Source organism: Vibrio genomosp. F10 str. ZF-129, assembly GCF_000287055.2.
GTDB lineage: Bacteria > Pseudomonadota > Gammaproteobacteria > Enterobacterales > Vibrionaceae > Vibrio.
In genome coordinates this window covers 1-17,537 of sequence record NZ_AJYQ02000117.1, presented here as the reverse complement: position 1 = coordinate 17,537, position 17,537 = coordinate 1, and the positions used below count along the sequence as shown (strand labels likewise).

The 17,537-nt window shown below is 43.5% G+C and carries 18 protein-coding genes; 9 read left to right on the top strand and 9 right to left on the bottom strand.

Annotated features, from left to right (window positions below; translation table 11 throughout):
• Positions 1-37: 37 nt before the first annotated feature.
• The gene (locus A1QO_RS14820; protein WP_017039672.1) at positions 38-1,024 is read right to left on the bottom strand and encodes a helix-turn-helix domain-containing protein; all 987 of its coding nucleotides are present in this window, start codon (positions 1,022-1,024) and stop codon (positions 38-40) included.
• Between the two features lie 121 nt (positions 1,025-1,145).
• On the opposite strand from A1QO_RS14820, the gene A1QO_RS14815 reads away from it, so the two are divergent.
• The 6 genes from A1QO_RS14815 (at position 1,146) to A1QO_RS14795 (ending at position 4,874) form a co-directional block, all read left to right on the top strand.
• A complete protein-coding gene (locus A1QO_RS14815; RefSeq protein WP_017039671.1) occupies positions 1,146-1,568 on the top strand; it encodes a rhodanese-like domain-containing protein in 423 nt (140 codons plus the stop codon).
• 253 nt (positions 1,569-1,821) lie between these two features.
• Entirely contained in the window at positions 1,822-2,010 is a 189-nt protein-coding gene (locus A1QO_RS20635) for a hypothetical protein (RefSeq protein WP_084818950.1), read from the top strand.
• Positions 2,011-2,033: 23 nt separating this feature from the next.
• Positions 2,034-3,242: an MFS transporter gene (locus A1QO_RS14810; protein ID WP_017036213.1), complete on the top strand. Its 1,209-nt coding sequence runs from the start codon at positions 2,034-2,036 to the stop codon at positions 3,240-3,242.
• 171 nt (positions 3,243-3,413) lie between these two features.
• Positions 3,414-4,100, top strand: coding sequence for a sulfite exporter TauE/SafE family protein (locus A1QO_RS14805; protein ID WP_050989669.1), 687 nt, complete (start codon positions 3,414-3,416; stop codon positions 4,098-4,100).
• 37 nt (positions 4,101-4,137) lie between these two features.
• On the top strand, positions 4,138-4,452 hold the full coding sequence (locus A1QO_RS14800) for an antibiotic biosynthesis monooxygenase family protein (RefSeq protein WP_017039670.1): 315 nt from the start codon (positions 4,138-4,140) through the stop codon (positions 4,450-4,452).
• On the top strand, positions 4,440-4,874 hold the full coding sequence (locus A1QO_RS14795; protein ID WP_017036216.1) for a YccF domain-containing protein: 435 nt from the start codon (positions 4,440-4,442) through the stop codon (positions 4,872-4,874). Before A1QO_RS14800 ends, A1QO_RS14795 begins: the two co-directional genes overlap by 13 nt.
• Before the next feature lie 83 nt (positions 4,875-4,957).
• Here the strand turns inward: A1QO_RS14795 and A1QO_RS14790 are convergent, their stop codons facing one another.
• The 3 genes from A1QO_RS14790 to A1QO_RS14780 form a co-directional block, all read right to left on the bottom strand.
• Positions 4,958-5,827, bottom strand: coding sequence for a hypothetical protein (locus A1QO_RS14790; protein WP_017039669.1), 870 nt, complete (start codon positions 5,825-5,827; stop codon positions 4,958-4,960).
• 152 nt (positions 5,828-5,979) lie between these two features.
• Positions 5,980-7,110, bottom strand: a complete 1,131-nt coding sequence (locus A1QO_RS14785) for an HlyD family secretion protein (RefSeq protein ID WP_017039668.1) — start codon at positions 7,108-7,110, stop codon at positions 5,980-5,982.
• Positions 7,110-7,478 (bottom strand): DUF3302 domain-containing protein, encoded by a 369-nt coding sequence (locus A1QO_RS14780; protein ID WP_017036219.1) that lies wholly within the window; start codon positions 7,476-7,478, stop codon positions 7,110-7,112. The genes A1QO_RS14785 and A1QO_RS14780 overlap by 1 nt, the downstream gene beginning before the upstream one ends.
• A gap of 189 nt (positions 7,479-7,667) precedes the next feature.
• Between A1QO_RS14780 and A1QO_RS14775 the strand changes: the two genes are divergently transcribed.
• Positions 7,668-8,552, top strand: coding sequence for a DMT family transporter (locus A1QO_RS14775; protein WP_017039667.1), 885 nt, complete (start codon positions 7,668-7,670; stop codon positions 8,550-8,552).
• Positions 8,553-8,688: 136 nt separating this feature from the next.
• Here A1QO_RS14775 and A1QO_RS14770 read toward each other — a convergent pair whose 3' ends face one another.
• The 4 genes from A1QO_RS14770 to deoD all read right to left on the bottom strand — a co-directional run bounded on the left by A1QO_RS14770 (position 8,689) and on the right by deoD (position 14,144).
• On the bottom strand, positions 8,689-10,269 hold the full coding sequence (locus A1QO_RS14770; protein ID WP_017036221.1) for a GGDEF domain-containing protein: 1,581 nt from the start codon (positions 10,267-10,269) through the stop codon (positions 8,689-8,691).
• On the bottom strand, positions 10,250-11,737 hold the full coding sequence (locus A1QO_RS14765) for a hypothetical protein (RefSeq protein ID WP_017036222.1): 1,488 nt from the start codon (positions 11,735-11,737) through the stop codon (positions 10,250-10,252). The genes A1QO_RS14770 and A1QO_RS14765 overlap by 20 nt, the downstream gene beginning before the upstream one ends.
• 166 nt (positions 11,738-11,903) lie before the next feature.
• On the bottom strand, positions 11,904-13,373 hold the full coding sequence (locus A1QO_RS14760; protein ID WP_017036223.1) for a lactate dehydrogenase: 1,470 nt from the start codon (positions 13,371-13,373) through the stop codon (positions 11,904-11,906).
• A 60-nt stretch (positions 13,374-13,433) separates the two neighbouring features.
• The gene (gene deoD / locus A1QO_RS14755; protein ID WP_017036224.1) at positions 13,434-14,144 is read right to left on the bottom strand and encodes a purine-nucleoside phosphorylase; all 711 of its coding nucleotides are present in this window, start codon (positions 14,142-14,144) and stop codon (positions 13,434-13,436) included.
• 325 nt (positions 14,145-14,469) lie between these two features.
• Here deoD and A1QO_RS14750 point away from each other — a divergent pair, with 325 nt between their 5' ends.
• Positions 14,470-15,381, top strand: coding sequence for a L,D-transpeptidase family protein (locus A1QO_RS14750; RefSeq protein WP_017036225.1), 912 nt, complete (start codon positions 14,470-14,472; stop codon positions 15,379-15,381).
• 80 nt (positions 15,382-15,461) lie between these two features.
• Here the strand turns inward: A1QO_RS14750 and A1QO_RS14745 are convergent, their stop codons facing one another.
• The gene (locus A1QO_RS14745) at positions 15,462-15,728 is read right to left on the bottom strand and encodes an Lpp/OprI family alanine-zipper lipoprotein (protein WP_017036226.1); all 267 of its coding nucleotides are present in this window, start codon (positions 15,726-15,728) and stop codon (positions 15,462-15,464) included.
• 411 nt (positions 15,729-16,139) lie between these two features.
• On the opposite strand from A1QO_RS14745, the gene A1QO_RS14740 reads away from it, so the two are divergent.
• A complete protein-coding gene (locus A1QO_RS14740; RefSeq protein WP_017036227.1) occupies positions 16,140-17,471 on the top strand; it encodes a DEAD/DEAH box helicase in 1,332 nt (443 codons plus the stop codon).
• The last annotated feature ends 66 nt before the right edge of the window (positions 17,472-17,537 follow it).

Genomic DNA, 17,537 nt, shown 5'->3' with positions numbered 1-17,537 from the left:
AGCACTTACTACGGGTTTCTGAGTTTGTTGAGAAACATTACTTTGCAAAAGATTCGTTGGTGTGAGTCGCACCCGTGCCTGAATTTTGGAAAAATTGCTGCCGGTACATACTCGGAGAAACACCAACCAACTGTCGAAAGTGATGCCGCATCGTCATTGATGTATCAAAACCAGACGCTTGTGACAGCCGTTCAATGGTCATATTACTGCTTTCAAGAAGCCCTTTCGCACGTTCAACACGCTGGCAAATGATCCACTCTTTTGGTGACAAATCAAAGCAACCTCTAAACTTTCTATCAAAGGTACGGCGAGACATGTTCGCTTTGGTGGCCAATTCATCAATTGAGATCGATTTATCGAGGTTATCTTGCGCCCACTCGAGTGCGTGTGAAAACTGGTTTGGCACTTCGAGCATTGGCGTTTCAACAAATTGAGACTGCCCCCCTTGCCGATGTCCGGAGACAACCAACCGCTTCGCCACTTGATTTGCCACTTCGTAGCCATAGTCACTTCTTATCACTGCGAGCCCAAGATCTAACCCCGCTGCACTTCCGGCTGAACAACCTATATTTCCGTCAAACAAGTACAAAACATTGGCTGCGTATTGAATATGAGGAAAACGCTGGCGAAATGAAGATTCAAATTTCCAGTGAGTCGTGGCTTTCCTACCATTAAGAATACCGAGCTCAGCCAATAAGAAAGCCCCAGAGCAGAAAGAAAGAATTCGTTTACCACTTGCGTGAAACTGGCTCACTTGTTTTCGTATTGTGGACGGTACGGTTTTCTCTATCGTTGGCCAGCTAGGAATAATGAGGAGATCATATTTGTCAATGGATGGGACAAACTGAGTCGAGAGACCAATGCGAGCAGTAGTTGTGATTGCTGCGTTGTCTAGGTTAATGACGTCGGCTTGATACCAATCATCAAATTCTGGCCTTGGCAGAGCAAAAAGCTCTACGGCACACGCCAATTCAAACAGAGAAACATCCGCATGAGACAGTATTGCCACTTTGATCATAGCCATCTTTGGTCATCATTCTTGAATAGTATGGCTCATTATTAACGTATATTGTCTTTTAAGCCAGTGTTTTTGTTGGGTGGTGCCGTTGATAATAACCCCAGGACAAACTGATTAAGGAATCGTTATGACAAGTGCAGTTTCAAGAGTTCAGGCGGCAGATAGCCAAGCGGCATTAAACCATTTTGAGTTATTACTAATATTTGAAACCGATTGCTGGGATGTTCACCACGCGACAACGAATGATCGTCAAGACTTTGTACTCGTCGATGTGAGAGGGGAAAATCTATTTGATCAAGGTCATATTGATGGTGCGATTAATATTCCCCACACGAGAATAAATGAAAAGAGACTGAGTGAATTTCCTGCTGAGACATTGTTTGTAGTGTACTGTGCTGGCCCTCACTGCAATGGAACTGAAAAAGCAGCGATTCGATTAGCCAAATTAGGAAGGCCCGTTAAGAAGATGATCGGCGGTGTCACTGGGTGGTTAGATGAAGGCTTTAAACTTTTCGCAACACCTCACCAGTCAGAGAAGCAAGATAAATAAGAGCAGCCAGAGAAAGGGTGATTGAATTATGAGTAGGAACCTATTCCATTCGATATAGCACTTGTGTTTGATTTAGAACGGACTTCAAACCCGATTTGAATAGCCTTGGCGAGAAGAGTGAGCTCGATAGCATCGAATACAGTGGGTATGCAAATTATGCATAGCCTCTGTACCAAAATGTCATTGGCGTCATTTGGGAATAGTCACTACACTTCGCGCTGATTTTTTAACCCTAATATCACTGGTGAGCAAGATGTTTCTTAAGTCCCTTTGGTTTTCACAATCTATTTTGGCTCAACTTGTAAGGATGGTGTTATTGCTGTCTCTATCGTTAGTGGTGGTTCACTACACCCCTCGACTTTTAACGCTATTAGCTGAGCAAGCAATCAACAGCGGGTGTCATCAACAAACGGGCGACATCAACCATTCGCACCACCATTAATTAACATTGAGTAAGACGAATCTATGAGCATTTTTCGATTTCCACTTTTAGTATGGCTAGGGATTGGCATCTTAGTTGTTTGCCTAGGGATAAGGCAGTCTTTCGGTATCTTTATGATGCCTATCTCGGATTACTTCGGAACAGGGCGCGAGTTTTTTAGTTTTGCCATCGCCCTTCAAAACCTTTTGTTTGGTGTGTTTCAGCCATTTGTAGGCATGGCGGCGGATAAATGGGGACCCAAGCGCATTATCATACTGGGGGCCATCTCTTATTCAGCAGGCTTGTACTTAACATCAATCGCTGTCGATCCGAGCATGCTTTATCTGTCTTTGGGGATTTTAGTGGGTTTAGGGTTAAGTGCGACCAGCTATGTAATAGTGCTAGGTGCGGTTGCTAAAGTAGTGCCAGCTCAGCATGCGGCTAAAGCGTTTGGATTAACAACCGCGGCTGGATCGTTTGGTATGTTTGCACTCATCCCTGGAGCTCAAACATTAATTGCGCATTTCGATTGGCAAGGAGCCATGCAGGCATTTGCGTTACTCTGTACGGTCATGATTGCCTTTGCAATGTTCATGAGAACCGCTAAGTCTGCCCCTAATTTGACACCGAACTCTGAAGACAATCAAACCCTGAAACAAGCACTCAATGAAGCTTTTTCACATAAAGGTTACTGGCTCATTCATGCAGGTTTCTTTGTTTGTGGCTTTCATGTCATGTTTATCGCGACGCATTTACCCAGCTATTTGGCAGACAAAAATTTGCCAGCCTCAAGCGCAGCGATGGCGTTAGCGTATGTGGGCATATTCAATATTTTTGGGTCCTATTTTTGGGGAGTTATGGGGGATCGTTTTAATAAACGTCACGTGATGGCTGCTTTGTATTTTATGCGCACGCTTGTTATCGGCGCGTTTGTAACCCTGCCCATTACCGAACATACGGCTGCAATTTTTGGTGCGGCGATCGGATTTTGCTGGCTTGGAACCGTCCCTTTGACTTCTGGACTTGTTAGGCAGATCTTTGGTGCTCGTTACTTGTCGACATTGTATGGGTTGGTATTTTTTACTCACCAAGTCGGCAGCTTTTTAGGGGCTTGGGTTGGTGGGCTTATCTATGACTACTATGGCTCTTACGATCCGATTTGGTGGTCTACGGTCGCATTGGCGTTTATCGCGGCATTGTTACACTTGCCAATTAACGATAAGCCAGTGGTAAGGTTAGCTGCTCAAAGCTAAATATTTGAATCGTTGCTGCCCCTGTTATTGTCGATACAACCCACCCGCTATTACGGTGGGTTTTTATTTAGTTATATGATTTTTATATAGATAGATTATGATGAGGCTTGGCATCTAGATGTAAGGAATTGTGTCGTGTCCGAATGGATAACCACCCCAGCGTTAATTGCAATGTTTCTGATTTTTTTAGGCTCTTTCGTCCAAACGGCGATTGGTTTTGGGCTGGCTATTGTTGCTGCGCCTTTGTTATTTTTGATCTCTCCAGATTATGTACCAGCGCCAATATGTTTAGTTGCACTGTTTATCTCTATCCTTAATGCACGAAAACATCGCGCCAGCGTATCTATAGGTGGCCTCAAAATGGCATTGATTGGGCGTGTTCCGGGCTCGATTGCGGGTGGGTTTCTTCTGGTTATGGTTTCTACGGATGTGTTGGCCCTTTGGCTGGGCTTTCTGGTCCTATTTGCGGTTGCGGTGAGTTTACTCCCTTATCGTATTGAACCAACGCCAATGCGCATGGGTATTGCGGGTTTCTTTTCTGGATTCTTTGGTACGAGTTCGTCTATCGGAGGCCCTCCAATGGCGCTGTTGCTTCAGCATCAGGAGGCCAATCAGTTACGTGGTAATTTATCGGCCTTCTTCGTATTCAGTTCTCTTATCTCACTCATTATTCAGATTCCAGCCGGATTTTTGAATACACACCATTTGTGGATTACGATTCCGTTGATTCCTGCATCTTGGCTAGGTTATAGATTGGCGATTGCCACGACGCAAACCTTACCCAAAGAAATAATACGTGCTGGAGCCTTAGTACTGTGTTCTGTAAGTGGAGTAACCGCAGTATGGCAAGCGTTTTAACAATTAAAGTTCATATTGAGTTAAGGAAAACAACACTATGATAACGGAAGTGGCTGTTTTAGATGTGAAGCCGCTGCTTGTCGAGGAGTTTCAACAAGCATTCAAAAAAGCCCAAGCTATTATTTCAGCAATGTATGGGTATATCGATCATCAATTACAGCGGTGTATTGAAGATCCTAATCGTTTTATTTTAATCGTAAATTGGCACACATTGCAGGCTCACACTGAAGGTTTTAGAGAATCGGAGCAGTATCAGGAATGGAAAGCGTTACTGCATCATTTCTATGATCCGTTTCCAACGGTTGAGCACTATGAGCCGGTTTTTTCATCGAGGTGGTTATGCGTACATTAGGTAATATCATTTGGTTTTTGTTCGGCGGTGTTTTTATGGGGCTAATGTGGTGGATGTTTGGCCTTTTAGCTTTTATTAGTATTGTTGGCATTCCCTGGGGGCGTGCTTGTTTCGTGATGGGAAACTTTTCGTTTTTTCCGTTTGGCCAAGAAGCGATAGCCCGGGATGAGCTAACCAATCAGGAAGACATTGGAACAGGTGCCTTCGGATTTGTTGGTAATGTAATTTGGTTTTTGCTTGCGGGTGTTTGGTTAGCCATTGGTCATATTCTTTCGGCAGTGGCGTGTTTTATTACCATTATTGGCATTCCGTTTGCGTTACAACATTTGAAGTTGGCATTGATTTCGCTTGCGCCAATTGGGCAAACGGTAGTGTCTAAAGAAGAAGCCGCTGCGGCGAAATATTCATCATATCGTTCGTAAGATCGTATAAGAAAGTACGGACTAGAAAGCACTGATTCAAAACAACGGACTAGCAATGCTCGAAGAATGGTCAGACTCTAGCGCTAATAGCCTTTAATCCCATACTCTCGAAGCTTTCTTGGCAGCACTTCATCTAACTGGTCACTGTCGCTTGGGAAAATCTCGATCAAGTTCAGTTGGTGCTGCTCGTAGAGGGTTTTGGTTTGGGTTATTTGCTCTTGTCCTGTGGGGCTGGAATCTGTCCCCCAATATTGCAAATAGACATTGCCTGTTGGGAGATAAAAGTCGCTTAGGGCATTTTCTTCAATGGGTAATTGGCGCTGATAGGCGTGCGGTATACCGTTCATATAAAGCCAGTTATCGATTCGAAGCTCTCCGATAGAACAGACATAGTGGCCATCTAAAGTGCGGTGTTTGGCTTCAAATTTTTGTCGGAAATTGAAAAGTGACTTATCTGTAGAGTGTGCCGATGCCTCTTGCCCAAGGAACTCTATAACCGACTGTTTTAAATGCTTGTTGTTTGCAATAGAGTCATGCCAAAGAACAAAGCTTTGCTTTGAAGATGGGTTTTCTTTTTGAATTGCACCGACACAGGCTCCAGAGCGGGTTGCACACCATCCTTGCTCTGTTTTAGTGATCCAGCCCAGCTCGGCGAGCAACTGATTGATTTTTTTCGCGCTAAGATTGAATGATATGCCTATGTCGGTAGAAGACATGGCCTCACCGGAATAGCGGTCTATATCAATCAATAGATGAATGGGCCAGACAATGTAATCACCAAATTTAGGGTGATGAAAGTACTCGCCACCAAATTTTGCACCAATCTGAGTCACCACCCATTTATCTTCAAAACGATTGATATACCCTGATTTTTTAAGATCAGCAAAGAGCTGTTTAGAATCTATTTCTCTTATTTTTGCAAGAGCAGAAGTAGACAGTTTATGGTTACTCAAGGCTGGACCTCAGAATTGCGGTGAGATATTGAGAAGGCGAGAACTCAAAATGATGATGAGCCTCGCCATTGTCTTTTTCTTGTATCACTAGTGATTAGAACACTACTTATTAGAACATTAGCTATTAGATCAATAGCTATTGAGACGAATACCTAGTGATCTAAGTATAAGTAGTTTTGCCAACTTTTCATGCGAATCAATATTTTACGCATAATGGATACGTGAGTGAAGCTATCTGAATAGACGGCAACTTCTACTGCGGTACCCAATGGTAAATGATACTCAGAAAGATCATCGTTAATGCGTAAAGTAATCAGAACTCGTCCGTTAGTACGCAGTGAGTCTGTTCCTAGGAGTGAACCCCGAGCTTGGAACTGACCTTCGCCAATCGCTGGAAGCGCTTCGATAACCTCTCCTTTGAATACGCGTCCTGGCAAGGCTCTAAACAGGAACTCAGCCTCGAACCCTGGTTGTAGACGTTGTAACGAGTTCTGGCGAAAAGCCGCGGTGTAGATCTTCTCTTCGGAGTGAATGAAAGTCATAACAGGAGCCAGTGGCAGAGGAACCGCCATGACACCCGGTCTTAGCGCAAGTTGTGTGGCATAACCGTCAGTTGGCGCGGTCACGACCGTTTGCTCTAGATTAAACTCTGCTTTTCTTAGATCGGCCAGCAAACCAGCGACAGCGGTATTTTCACCATCAATCTCTGATTCTAAGGCAATTTGTGCTTGCGCTACCTGAGCTTCAGCGACTTCTAACGCGGCTTGGCTCGCTTTAAATGCCTGACGTCTGGTATCGAGTTCTTGCTCTGTAAAGGCACCTTTGTCGAAGCCTCGTTGGTAACGGTCGAACTCGCGCTGTGCCTTGTCGCGTTCAGCGATGGCTTTTAAGCGTGTCGATTCTGCTTCTCCTACACCAGACTCTAATCCAAGTGCATCCTGGCTGGCTTCCTTGATTTTCGCTTTTAGTTTAGCGACTTCAGCTTGGAATGGAATGGGATCGATTTTAAACAGCACATCGCCTTGGCGTAATGGTTTATTGGGCTCTACAGGGACTTCGATCACTCGACCTCTAACACCAGATACGATTGGGGTTGTTGAGTAGACTTGATTACCAATTTGTGTGAATGGGTGGTTATAGTTCATCAATAAAATCAACGTACCAATTAACACAACGCCACCTAGCACCGCAGTGGGTACCGTCCATTTGTTCAGTGGGATTTTAAATATCTTGAAAATTGCGATACAGAAGGCGGTGTAAGTAAGAATTAATAGTAAATCCATTATTTGTCCTCCTGACTTGGATTAGCCTGATTTGATTCTGATTTTAGGCTCGAAACTTCACTTCTAAGCTGTTCGATTTGATCGACGAGTTGATCCACTCGGTTATGAATGTCGTGTTGTTCCGCTTCGAGCTTACTGAATCCCCAACCTCGCTCTTTTCGCCATAACGTTGCCCATATCCATAAGAAAGGCCAGATAGCGTGAAGAGTGAAAAGACTGACCCAGCCTGCGTAATGAATCGCATCCTGATGAGGGTGCTCTCTTTCCTTTGCGATCTCGTACGGAATGTCATGAATGACAATAATCCCATAAAAGATAACTAATGCGACAAATATAAGTAGGCCAAGAGCTAAATAATCGAGAAACATAAGTACTTCCTTTTATCTAAAATGCTAACGTATGTGAGCTTTCAGTGCTTAATGTAAAAGATATGTAAGTTGAGTTTGAATGTATAGATAAAAATCAATTATTTGGTGACGATTGGTATTTTTTCTCTGTTAATAGCAATGAGTGACCTAAATGGGCTAGAAAGCGCATAAAAAATAAGAGGGTAGTGGATGTTCTATGGGGAAGTCGCTGCATTATTTGCAGCTGTTGTGTGGGCGAGTGCTACATGGATTTACAGTCAGTTTAGCCACCAGTTCACAGCGATGCAGCTTAATATTGTTAAAGGGACAATCGCTTCTGCGATGATGCTATTTGTTCTTCCGTTTATCCCAAGCCCAGAATTTACGTTAACACCGGAGTATTTTTTGGTGCTTGCCGTGTCTGGAGTGATAGGTATCGCGATTGGTGATTCTGCGTACTTCGCGGCTTTAAAGCGAATTGGTCCTAATAAAACCTTGTTGCTAGAGTCTCTTGCTCCACCGTTATCAGGTGTGCTTGCTTTGGTATTTCTAGGGACCGTTATCTCAATTCAGGCATGGTTGGGCGTTGTTATTACCACGTTTGCTGTCGCGTTGGTTGTGTTTCAGCCTAATGGTGAGACTAACCAGGTTTCACGTGCAGGGATTGGCTATGGCCTACTCGCAAGTGTGTGCCAGGCAAGTGGCGTGGTTATTTCTCACTACGCATTAGTTGCGGGAAACCTTCCCCCCTTACTGGGTGCACTGATTCGCTTAGCGGTTGGGGTGCTTGCTGTTGTGGCCATTATTTGGTGGGTTGAAGATAAACCGTTCAAAGCGATAAAAAGGAATCTGAGTTCGATGGGGAGCCGTTCATTTATCTGGTTACTCAGTGCTATTTTTGTCGGAACGTTTTTGGCGTTGTGGCTACAACAGGTGGCGTTGAAACATGCGAATCCTGCTATTGCGCAAACACTCATTGCAACCAGCCCTTTGTTCATGCTGGTCATTTACGCCATTAGGCGTGAAACCATTAGTAAGCTCAGTCTCTTTGGTACGTTGTTTGCGCTATTGGGAATATCGTTGTTTTTTCTTTAGTTGCCAGGCCTGTAGCCACACCTAGCTTAAAACAATCAAGTTTAAAGCAATCAAGTTTAAATCAACCAGGCCTAGCCGCTAAAACCAGAAGCTAGGCTAGATTGGAAGGAATAGCAGAGGCCATTTGTTACGCTTGTTATTCGGTACATACTTGGTTTCGACCATTCGCTTTAGCCCGGTAAAGCGCTTTATCCGCGCGATAGAAGGTTCGCTGGGTATTTTCACCTTCCCGATGAAGGGTAACGCCGATACTCACGGTTAGCCCTCGTTCACCAAGAATTTCTTTCCACCCAAATTGAAAAATTCTCTCGCGATAGTTTTGCGCATGCATTTCCGCTTGTTCGAGTGTGGATTTCTCTAGAATGACCAAAAACTCTTCGCCACCAAAGCGAACACAAGAGGCACCGCGGAAGCGAAAGTAAGCGGATAATTCATGGGACACATTAACAATGGCCTTATCCCCGACTAAGTGGCTGAGTTCATCGTTAATCGATTTGAAGTGGTCGATATCGATAACCATTAAAGAAAAAGGGGTTTCGTGCAATAGCAAGTCTTTGAGCTTTACATCTAACCAACGTCGATTATGCAGGTCGGTCAGTGGGTCAGTGAAGACATCCTGTTGAAGTTTTTTAACCGTGTTTTTCTGGTTCTCGGTTGTTTCTTTCAATTCACGGTTTTCTATCTCGGATAGAATGAGCTTAAGCTGTAATTCATAACGCGATAAGCGACGTAATTGGCTCGCTCCCAATTCTGTAATTGGGATGTTCTTCATTAAGTCCGACTCAATACGATAGCCTTTCTTCTGGTACTTCAATGCTTGTTCGAAATCGCCTTGAATTTCACTGACATCACTTAATGTATCAAACAATCGTTTGGATAAAATCGGCGTGGCATTCGCCGTAATACGTTTACTCGCGTTATGCAAGACAAGGTTGGCTAGCTGAGGCCTGTTGATATCACCTAGACAATACGCCAATTCAAGGCGAATCATGTTAGATAGCCAGGCTGACTGAATGTTACCTGAGCTGTACTGAATGTTCGCGATAGAGAGTAAAGCTTCATCGCTTCTCCCTTGTTGCCGGTACAGTTTTGCTTGATAGAGATGAATTTGACCTGCCAGGATTTTATTGCTGACTAAAATACTTAATTCTTCACACTCTCGAATAAGATCGTTTGCTGCGGCCAATCGCCCTAGCTCAATAAAACAAGACAACATGTAGAGCTTGTATCGTAAACGAAGAGAGCGGCTCGAAATCGCATGATCAATGCCGTCGATTTTTTGGTAGTAACGTAACGCTCGACTGTGATCTCCATAGGCGTCACATAGATTCCCCATCCCAAGGATAGACAAGGCGTAATGATCGATAAATCCATGTTCTACGGCAATAGAGGAAGCAGAGGAATACTCGGCTAGTGCCGCTGAGTAATCACCGATATCAACAAGATGTTCACTCAGACTATTTTTGACCGATAAAATCGATTCAGCGTCTTTGGGAAGTTGAAGTTGCTCTAGTGCGAGGCGCAGTTCATCAATGCACGCTTGAATCTGGTTCAGCTCAGCACGATATTCAGCACTGATAATATAGGTTTGGGCTTTTTCTTCGCTTGTGGTCGCAATGTGCTGTCGTACATGATTCCAAAAAATGATCGCTTCTTCACCAGTAACAGAGGAGGCATCTAACCCAGAATCAGATATTTTATTGATGAGCATTTCCATGGGATACCTCCTTTTCTTGGCTTTGTACGAGTTGCTCTAACGTAAACGGGAAGGTTAGAATGTCTTGTAGAATAACCTTAGGTAAGCGACTTTTAAGGCCTTTTCGTTGCCAAGGATAGATCTCAATCATTTTTGCTAGTATTTGAAAAACATCTGTTGCTACGTCGTCTTTGTCACTGAGTAAAAGGGCGATTCGATCGCTGCTAAGACGAGAAAGGAGATCTTGTTTGTTACACAGAGAGTGTGCTATTTCGGTGCAGACTTCCAAGTAGGCATTGTCTTCATGCTGGATAATGATGATGGCATGATTGGAGCGTTTCAGCTCGGTTTTAAATAAGACGAGTTGTTCCCACCAGTAAGTCTCGGAGACCATGTTCGTTAAGTGTTTTTCTGGGTCAAATTCATGCTGTCCACGAATTCTGTTGATCAATTTACGAGCACGTTGCTCAAGTTGTCTTTTCGAAGTACGAGCTTTATCAAGGCCTATACGCGCGGTTTGTTCCCGCAGCATTTCGAGTGAATGTTTTCGGTACTTTTTAAACGCAATAAACGCTTGTTCGTGATTATTGCTTTGCTCTGCTACTAGGGATTGTTGGAAACAGATTTGAGACAGTAGCTCACCATTATCAAATTTAGTGGCGGACATTTCGGCATCAATGAGTAATTTTGTGGCTTTTTCTGGGTTTTTCCTGAGGAGCTCTAGTCGTGCTCGACTGATGTAAGAGTGCGCCTTCATCCAGACGAGATCATTTTTAATCGCTAAGTCATGGGCAGTATTTGTGGCTATTTCGGCATCTTCTAATCGCTCTAGCCCCAGTAATGCCAGGCCTCGAAAGTCCCAGACTTCTGCGGTCCATGTTTTATCGTAGTGATCTTTCAGTACCTCTTCTGCACCGTCAAGCACCGTCAGCATTTCGACGAAATTATTGAGTAGGTAAAGATCCCAAGCGAGTAAGATTCGAGCTTTGCCCTCGAGCCAGTCAATCCTCATGTTGTTGGCGACTTTTACCGCGAGTTCATGAGTTGAGCTGGCCAGTTGGTATTCATGAGTGATGCGCCAAACGTTGCCTAGACCGATAAGGCACTCAATTTGAATTTCAACTTCATCAACCAGTGAGGCTTGCTCAAGTGCGTTAATCCAATATTGCTGAGCGGAATAGTACTTTGCTTGTCCCCAGAATTGTAGGGCGTGGATATGTAAAATTTCAGGAAGATAGTCGTCGGTATCGAGTGAATTTTGATACTGGTAGGCTTCTTTGATGAATTTAAGCCCTTTACGGTAATCCATTAAGCACCACGAACATCGAGCCATGATGATCAAGCTTTGTATGGTGCCCTCTTGAAACTGAGTTTGTGTTGCTCGAAGATAACACTGCTCAGCTGCCACCAATACCTTTTCCGGCTCAGATTCGATTCGAGCTTTAAGCTGTTCAATTTCAACTTCTAAAAGGTGCTGAGTTTTATCCAAATCTACGGTATCCCTACTCAATGATAATGAGGTCTAAATCCTTTAAAACAATTATAATAGCCTTGTGTGTTTTAGCACTAACTAACTTACACAAGTATATACTACCTCACTAATATAAAACGAAAACTACGGTGTAGTTCACTTGTTTTTTTAAGGAAAAGCCTTTTTAGGAGAGTAGATCCCTTAAAGTCAGTGGCAGTTCGGATAGCCCAAGGTTCTGTGCCGCGGTTTTCCCTTGCTTATCTTGATAGCATAAATTATGCCATGCTCTAAAAATATCGAGCATAGGAAGAATGCCACCAGGGCGCAATTTTCGTCTCGGCTCGTTAATAAAACTCGCAAATAACAGCTGAAAACGTTGCTGGTAAAATGAAGTGTGATGGATAGAAGCGTTTTGTAACCAATGAGTTGGGTCTGGTTTGTTGCCTGCAAGATAACAGATACCTTTGGCGCTATCGGCTTGGTTGGCAATAGCCCAACGATCGCGCCACCATCCCATATGAACAATATCGACTTTTTGGCTGTGTTCTATATTTTTCCAATTTGAATCTTCTTCAACATACATTAAGTCAACATTTTGGCGTTTGATGCGAGAGACGCAGACACTGAGTGCTGCTGAGCGAAGTAGTGGATCTTGAGGCATAAATACGCTCAAACGTTTATTGTCGTCGCAGAGTTCTAGTATATGTAAGTAGTGTGCATATGAAGTATAAGGAGCACGAACTAAAGCGCCTTTCGAAGGGTAATTAAAGTGACTAAGGTTACCCATAGGGTCTTCAACATTTCCTCTGGCCAGAATCGTTTGATATTTTTGGTCAATACGTGCTCTGAGAGGTTGATTGGTATTGATTGCAGCTTCATTTGCTTCTGATGAGTGCTTTTTTGAAACGAATCGCGCGGGTGTGGTATATGGGTCATGATCAATCGACCCCTCAGCTTGTTCTTGAGCCGAGTAGTTGACGTGCTGACATAGAATATAACCGGTATTGGCTTCGCCGGTTGCAATCCATATCACTCCGTTGTCGCTATTAGGTTGCAGTGCAACATAATCTGACGCGAGTTGATAACTGTCGCTGTGTTTCATCCATCTAGCGTCAATCATTGCCAATTTTCGACGACATCGGCTGGCAATATGCTCGACATGGTCATAAAAGGTTTTGGGATTAATATTGAGTTTTCGGCAGATTTCACGCACCGAATAACTCATGAACAATAGCCCAAGCAAATTTTCTTGGAATGAGAGATTTTTGTTCCCACCAGACCATTTATCGACAAAAGTAGATTGGCAAGCTTTGCATCGGTATCGTTGCCGATCACCGCTGTAACCAAAAGCATGATAGAGGGTCTTATGAGTATGGACAGAGAGGTCGAAGTTGTCGCAATCTTGGTTACGACAAGCGGGTAGCCCTTCACTATGGAGATGCTGAAGCCGCTGAAGTTCATTTAGAACTTCTTGGTTATTAAGTAAGGGGGGGAAGGCGCCACATTCACGGCATACCATCGCTGGTCGTTTAGGATTCGTATGTTGCAGAACATACCGTTCTGCGTTGCTCAATCCAAAGTTGTCACACGCCAATGTTTTACAAAAGTTGAGTTGTAACCCTACAGCTTCCTTTGGTAGCTTGCCGTCAGACACAATCACCCCCTCGAGAATTGACCGACTACAGAGTAGCTCTGTAGTCGGCTTTATGATGAACTAGATATTGATAGCTGTCTCTAATGCTACTTTCATCATATCGTTGAATGATTTTTGGCGGTCTTCTGAACTGAGCTTTTCTCCGCGAATGATATGGTCTGAAACGGTTAGAATGGTCAGGGCTTTGGCACCAAGATCGGCGGCTACGCCATAGATACCTGCAGCTTCCATATCCACCCCTAAAATGCCTAATTTCTCCATTTTTTCAAAAATATCAGCTTCAGGTGTGTAGAAAAGATCCGCAGAGAATACGTTACCAACTTTGACCGGTACATCTTGAATACGAGCTTGTTTTACGGATTCTTCTAGAAGACCAAAATCTGCAATCGCTGCAAAATCGTGGTTGTTAAAACGAATACGGTTTACTTTAGAATCGGTTGATGCGCCCATACCAATAACGACATCCATCAATTTAACATCATCACGCACTGCGCCACAGCTACCCACACGAATCACATTTTTCACACCAAATTCAGCAATCAGTTCGTGAACATAAATGCAGCACGATGGAATACCCATACCATGGCCCATCACCGATACTTTTTTGCCTTTGTAAGTGCCTGTGTAACCGAACATATTACGTACGTCACATACTTGCTTTACGTCATCTAAAAAAGTGTCTGCAATGTACTTAGCACGTAAAGGATCACCAGGCATCAAAACAGTTTCTGCGAAATCACCAAGTTGAGCATTAATATGAGGGGTAGCCATTGTTATTCTCCAAAGTTAACGGGTATTTATGGACGGTTTCATCCTAAATTACCAATTTTGTTGAATCGTTCTGATTCTGTTGGGGCAATTTTAGCGAGTAATAGTCATAGCCCTTGAGAAGTTCATCACATATTTACCTAAAGCGAGCAGAATAGCGGGTATTGATAACTAAATATGTTGAAAGCGGTAAGGCAATCGATTTGATTGGGCCATTGTTCACGTTTTGGTCAGAGAATACGCTTCGCCACCGGAAAGTAACTTCAAGGGAGAAACCATATCGTTAATGAGTTATGATTTTAATAATTAGCATTGAAAGGATCAGGTCATGTGGTATCGGTTAGCGGCATTGTGCCTAGTGAGTGCATCAGCATTTTCTGCAACGTATGATTTACCGCCGGAAGGGAGCAGTATTGTTGGTAGAATTCAATACCATGCGATCAATGAAGGTGAGAGCCTTGCCGATATAGCAAAGCAATACGATGTTGGCTTTTTGTCTTTAATGGCCGCTAACAAGGGGGTTGATCCGTTTCTTCCACAGGTTGACCATGTGCTGACTATTCCTTCTCAGGTGATTCTACCTCAAGTTAATTATGAAGGGATTGTGATTAATTTGGCTGAACTGCGTCTCTATTATTTCGATCCAAACGCTGACCTTGTTCATATTTTCCCGGTCGGAATTGGCAAGATTGGCAGAGACACGCCAGAAATGGAAACACGCATTAGCCAAATGCGTGCAAACCCAACTTGGACGCCGCCAGAGTCTATTCGTAAAGAGTATTTGGCAAAGGGGATTGAACTACCGCGCGTGGTGCCTGCTGGGCCTGAAAATCCACTAGGGGAGTATGCACTTCGACTGGCTTATGGTGCGGGGGATTATCTCATCCATGGAACGAATAAGAATTTTGGTATTGGGTTAAGAGTAAGCTCGGGGTGTATTCGCATGGATCCTAAGGATATCGAGTGGTTGTTTAATCAAGTAAACACTGGCGTACCGGTTAAAATCATTGATGAACCCATTAAAATCGCTTTGGAGCCGGATCGCAGTGTGTTTTTAGAAGCCCACGAGCCACTAACACGAAATGACGGTAGCAAGAAGGCTTTGTTGTTACCGCAAGAATTAACCTGGTGGCTGGATGAATTTAAGATTTCTGATGGCAAAGCCCGAGCGGCGGTTTTGGCACAAAATGGGGTGCCGATTGAGGTCGTTGGGGCCAACCTGTATGAAGCCCGCCAATAAATAGAATCAAAGTAACTGAATAATAAAAAGGCCAATCAGATAGATTGGCCTTTATTTAATAACATATGACGCTGAATGTTTTACTTGGTGTAAGACTGGGCAATGTTATCAATACGTTCGTTTGCACGATCAGCTTCTTCTTTCGCTGCCATCACTGCTTCTTTCGCTTTTTGAGCTTCAGATTTTAGCATCGCATGTTCGCTTTTTAGTGATGAAACATCGTCTTGAAGTTGAGTCAGTTGGCTGTTCATGTCATCCATTTTTGCCATTGTTTCTTGATCAGGTGTAGCACAACCTGCAAGAAGAAGTACTGACGATGCTGCAGCTGCGATTAACATCTTGTTCATATATAAATTCCTTAAATTATCGTTGTCTTCGAAGATTCGCCCTATAAATTTCTATAACAATATAGTGACGAAGTAAATTGTAGTAACAATTTAACAGAACTCCTAGTTAAAGAACGTCAAAAAAAGCCCAGAATTTAAGTAATTAGCAAAAAAAAATGGAGATATCTCACATTTAAGAGACAAAGCTCATCTAATTTATTCACATAATACTTGAGTCTAGATAAAAGCACTTTGATTTGAATATATGAAATTAGAAGGGCTAATGAACTCGAGATTCAGATTAATTTTGTGTGATCTATATCTATACTAGCCTGTTTCACGGTATTATATCGCGTTTTTGTTTTCCCTAGTGTTAGAGCGTATGCGCATTGACCATAAATGGGAGTATATAGTTATTAACTGGAGAGTCCTTTGCACTTTAAAGATTTAGGTTTAGACAATCGTTTACTAAAAAACCTCAGCCACTACGATTTTAGAAAAGCGACAGAGATCCAACAGCAAGCCATTCCGGTGGCGATCGCTGGTAAGGATCTTTTAGCTTCGTCGAAAACAGGTTCAGGTAAAACATTAGCGTTTGTGCTCCCTATGCTCCATAAAGCGCTAAAGAGCAAAGCATTTTCAGCGAGGGATCCTCGAGGGTTAATACTGGCTCCAACTCGTGAGCTTGCAAGGCAGGTTTACGGAGAGCTTAAAACGATGCTGGGTGGTCTTTCTTATGAGGCTGCTTTGGTTGTTGGTGGTGAGAACTTCAATGATCAAGTGAAAGCGCTTCGTCGTTATCCAAGGTTTGTTGTGGCAACGCCGGGCCGCTTGGCCGATCACCTAGAGCACCGCTCACTTCATCTAGATGGGTTAGATACATTGGTTCTGGATGAAGCCGACCGTATGTTGGATCTTGGTTTTGCGCCAGAGTTACGCAAAATTCATAATGCAGCAAAGCATCGTCGCCGCCAGACTTTGATGTTCTCAGCCACACTAGAGCATTCTGACGTTAATGAGATCGCCTCAGAAATGTTGGATACCCCTAAGCGCATTTCGGTGGGTGTTTCAAACCAAGAACATAAAGACATTACTCAGAAATTCTATTTATGTGACCACCTAGATCACAAAGAAGCTATTTTAGATAGAGTGCTCGAAGAGGCGGAATACAAACAAGTTATCATCTTTACCGCGACTCGTGCTGACACTGAACGTCTCACTGAAAAGTTGAATGAGAAGAAGCTTAAAGCCATTGCACTCAGCGGCAGCCTAACTCAACCTCAGCGTAACACTATCATGAGTCAGTTCGAGCGTGCTGTATTCAAGGTTCTAGTGACAACCGATATCGCTTCGCGCGGGCTGGATATTTCTAATGTGACTCACGTAATTAACTTTGATATGCCAAAACATACCGAAGAATACGTTCACCGTGTTGGTCGTACAGGCCGAGCTGGTAGCAAAGGCGATGCTGTATCTTTGGTTGGCCCTAAAGACTGGGACAGTTTTAAGCGCGTAGAAATGTATCTTCAGCAAGATCTTAGTTTCTCAGTGCTCGAAGGCTTGAAGGGTAAGTTCAAAGGCTTAAAGCCTGCGAAAAAAGATTACCGTGGTGGTAAAGCGGATAACAAAAAAGCTAAGCCTCAAGCAAAGAGAACACCAAAGAAACCGGTTAAGCGTGATAAGAGCTTTCATAATAATGTGGCCGTGGGTGACACCGTATTTATTCCTAAAAAGAAAGTCGCTCCTAAAGTGGATGACGAGTAAATAATTAGGGCTCAGTACCACCCGATGAAATGGATTATCTTATCCTTAAAAAAACCGCCAATTGGC

What these genes read in the sequence shown, in the direction of transcription:
- A1QO_RS14820 (WP_017039672.1), bottom strand. Translation starts at nt 1,024, where the DNA reads ATGGCTATGATCAAAGTGGCAATACTGTCTCATGCGGATGTTTCTCTG.
- A1QO_RS14815 (WP_017039671.1), top strand. Translation starts at nt 1,146, where the DNA reads ATGACAAGTGCAGTTTCAAGAGTTCAGGCGGCAGATAGCCAAGCGGCA.
- A1QO_RS20635 (WP_084818950.1), top strand. Translation starts at nt 1,822, where the DNA reads ATGTTTCTTAAGTCCCTTTGGTTTTCACAATCTATTTTGGCTCAACTT.
- A1QO_RS14810 (WP_017036213.1), top strand. Translation starts at nt 2,034, where the DNA reads ATGAGCATTTTTCGATTTCCACTTTTAGTATGGCTAGGGATTGGCATC.
- A1QO_RS14805 (WP_050989669.1), top strand. Translation starts at nt 3,414, where the DNA reads ATGTTTCTGATTTTTTTAGGCTCTTTCGTCCAAACGGCGATTGGTTTT.
- A1QO_RS14800 (WP_017039670.1), top strand. Translation starts at nt 4,138, where the DNA reads ATGATAACGGAAGTGGCTGTTTTAGATGTGAAGCCGCTGCTTGTCGAG.
- A1QO_RS14795 (WP_017036216.1), top strand. Translation starts at nt 4,440, where the DNA reads ATGCGTACATTAGGTAATATCATTTGGTTTTTGTTCGGCGGTGTTTTT.
- A1QO_RS14785 (WP_017039668.1), bottom strand. Translation starts at nt 7,110, where the DNA reads ATGGATTTACTATTAATTCTTACTTACACCGCCTTCTGTATCGCAATT.
- A1QO_RS14780 (WP_017036219.1), bottom strand. Translation starts at nt 7,478, where the DNA reads ATGTTTCTCGATTATTTAGCTCTTGGCCTACTTATATTTGTCGCATTA.
- A1QO_RS14775 (WP_017039667.1), top strand. Translation starts at nt 7,668, where the DNA reads ATGTTCTATGGGGAAGTCGCTGCATTATTTGCAGCTGTTGTGTGGGCG.
- A1QO_RS14770 (WP_017036221.1), bottom strand. Translation starts at nt 10,269, where the DNA reads ATGGAAATGCTCATCAATAAAATATCTGATTCTGGGTTAGATGCCTCC.
- deoD (WP_017036224.1), bottom strand. Translation starts at nt 14,144, where the DNA reads ATGGCTACCCCTCATATTAATGCTCAACTTGGTGATTTCGCAGAAACT.
- A1QO_RS14750 (WP_017036225.1), top strand. Translation starts at nt 14,470, where the DNA reads ATGTGGTATCGGTTAGCGGCATTGTGCCTAGTGAGTGCATCAGCATTT.
- A1QO_RS14745 (WP_017036226.1), bottom strand. Translation starts at nt 15,728, where the DNA reads ATGAACAAGATGTTAATCGCAGCTGCAGCATCGTCAGTACTTCTTCTT.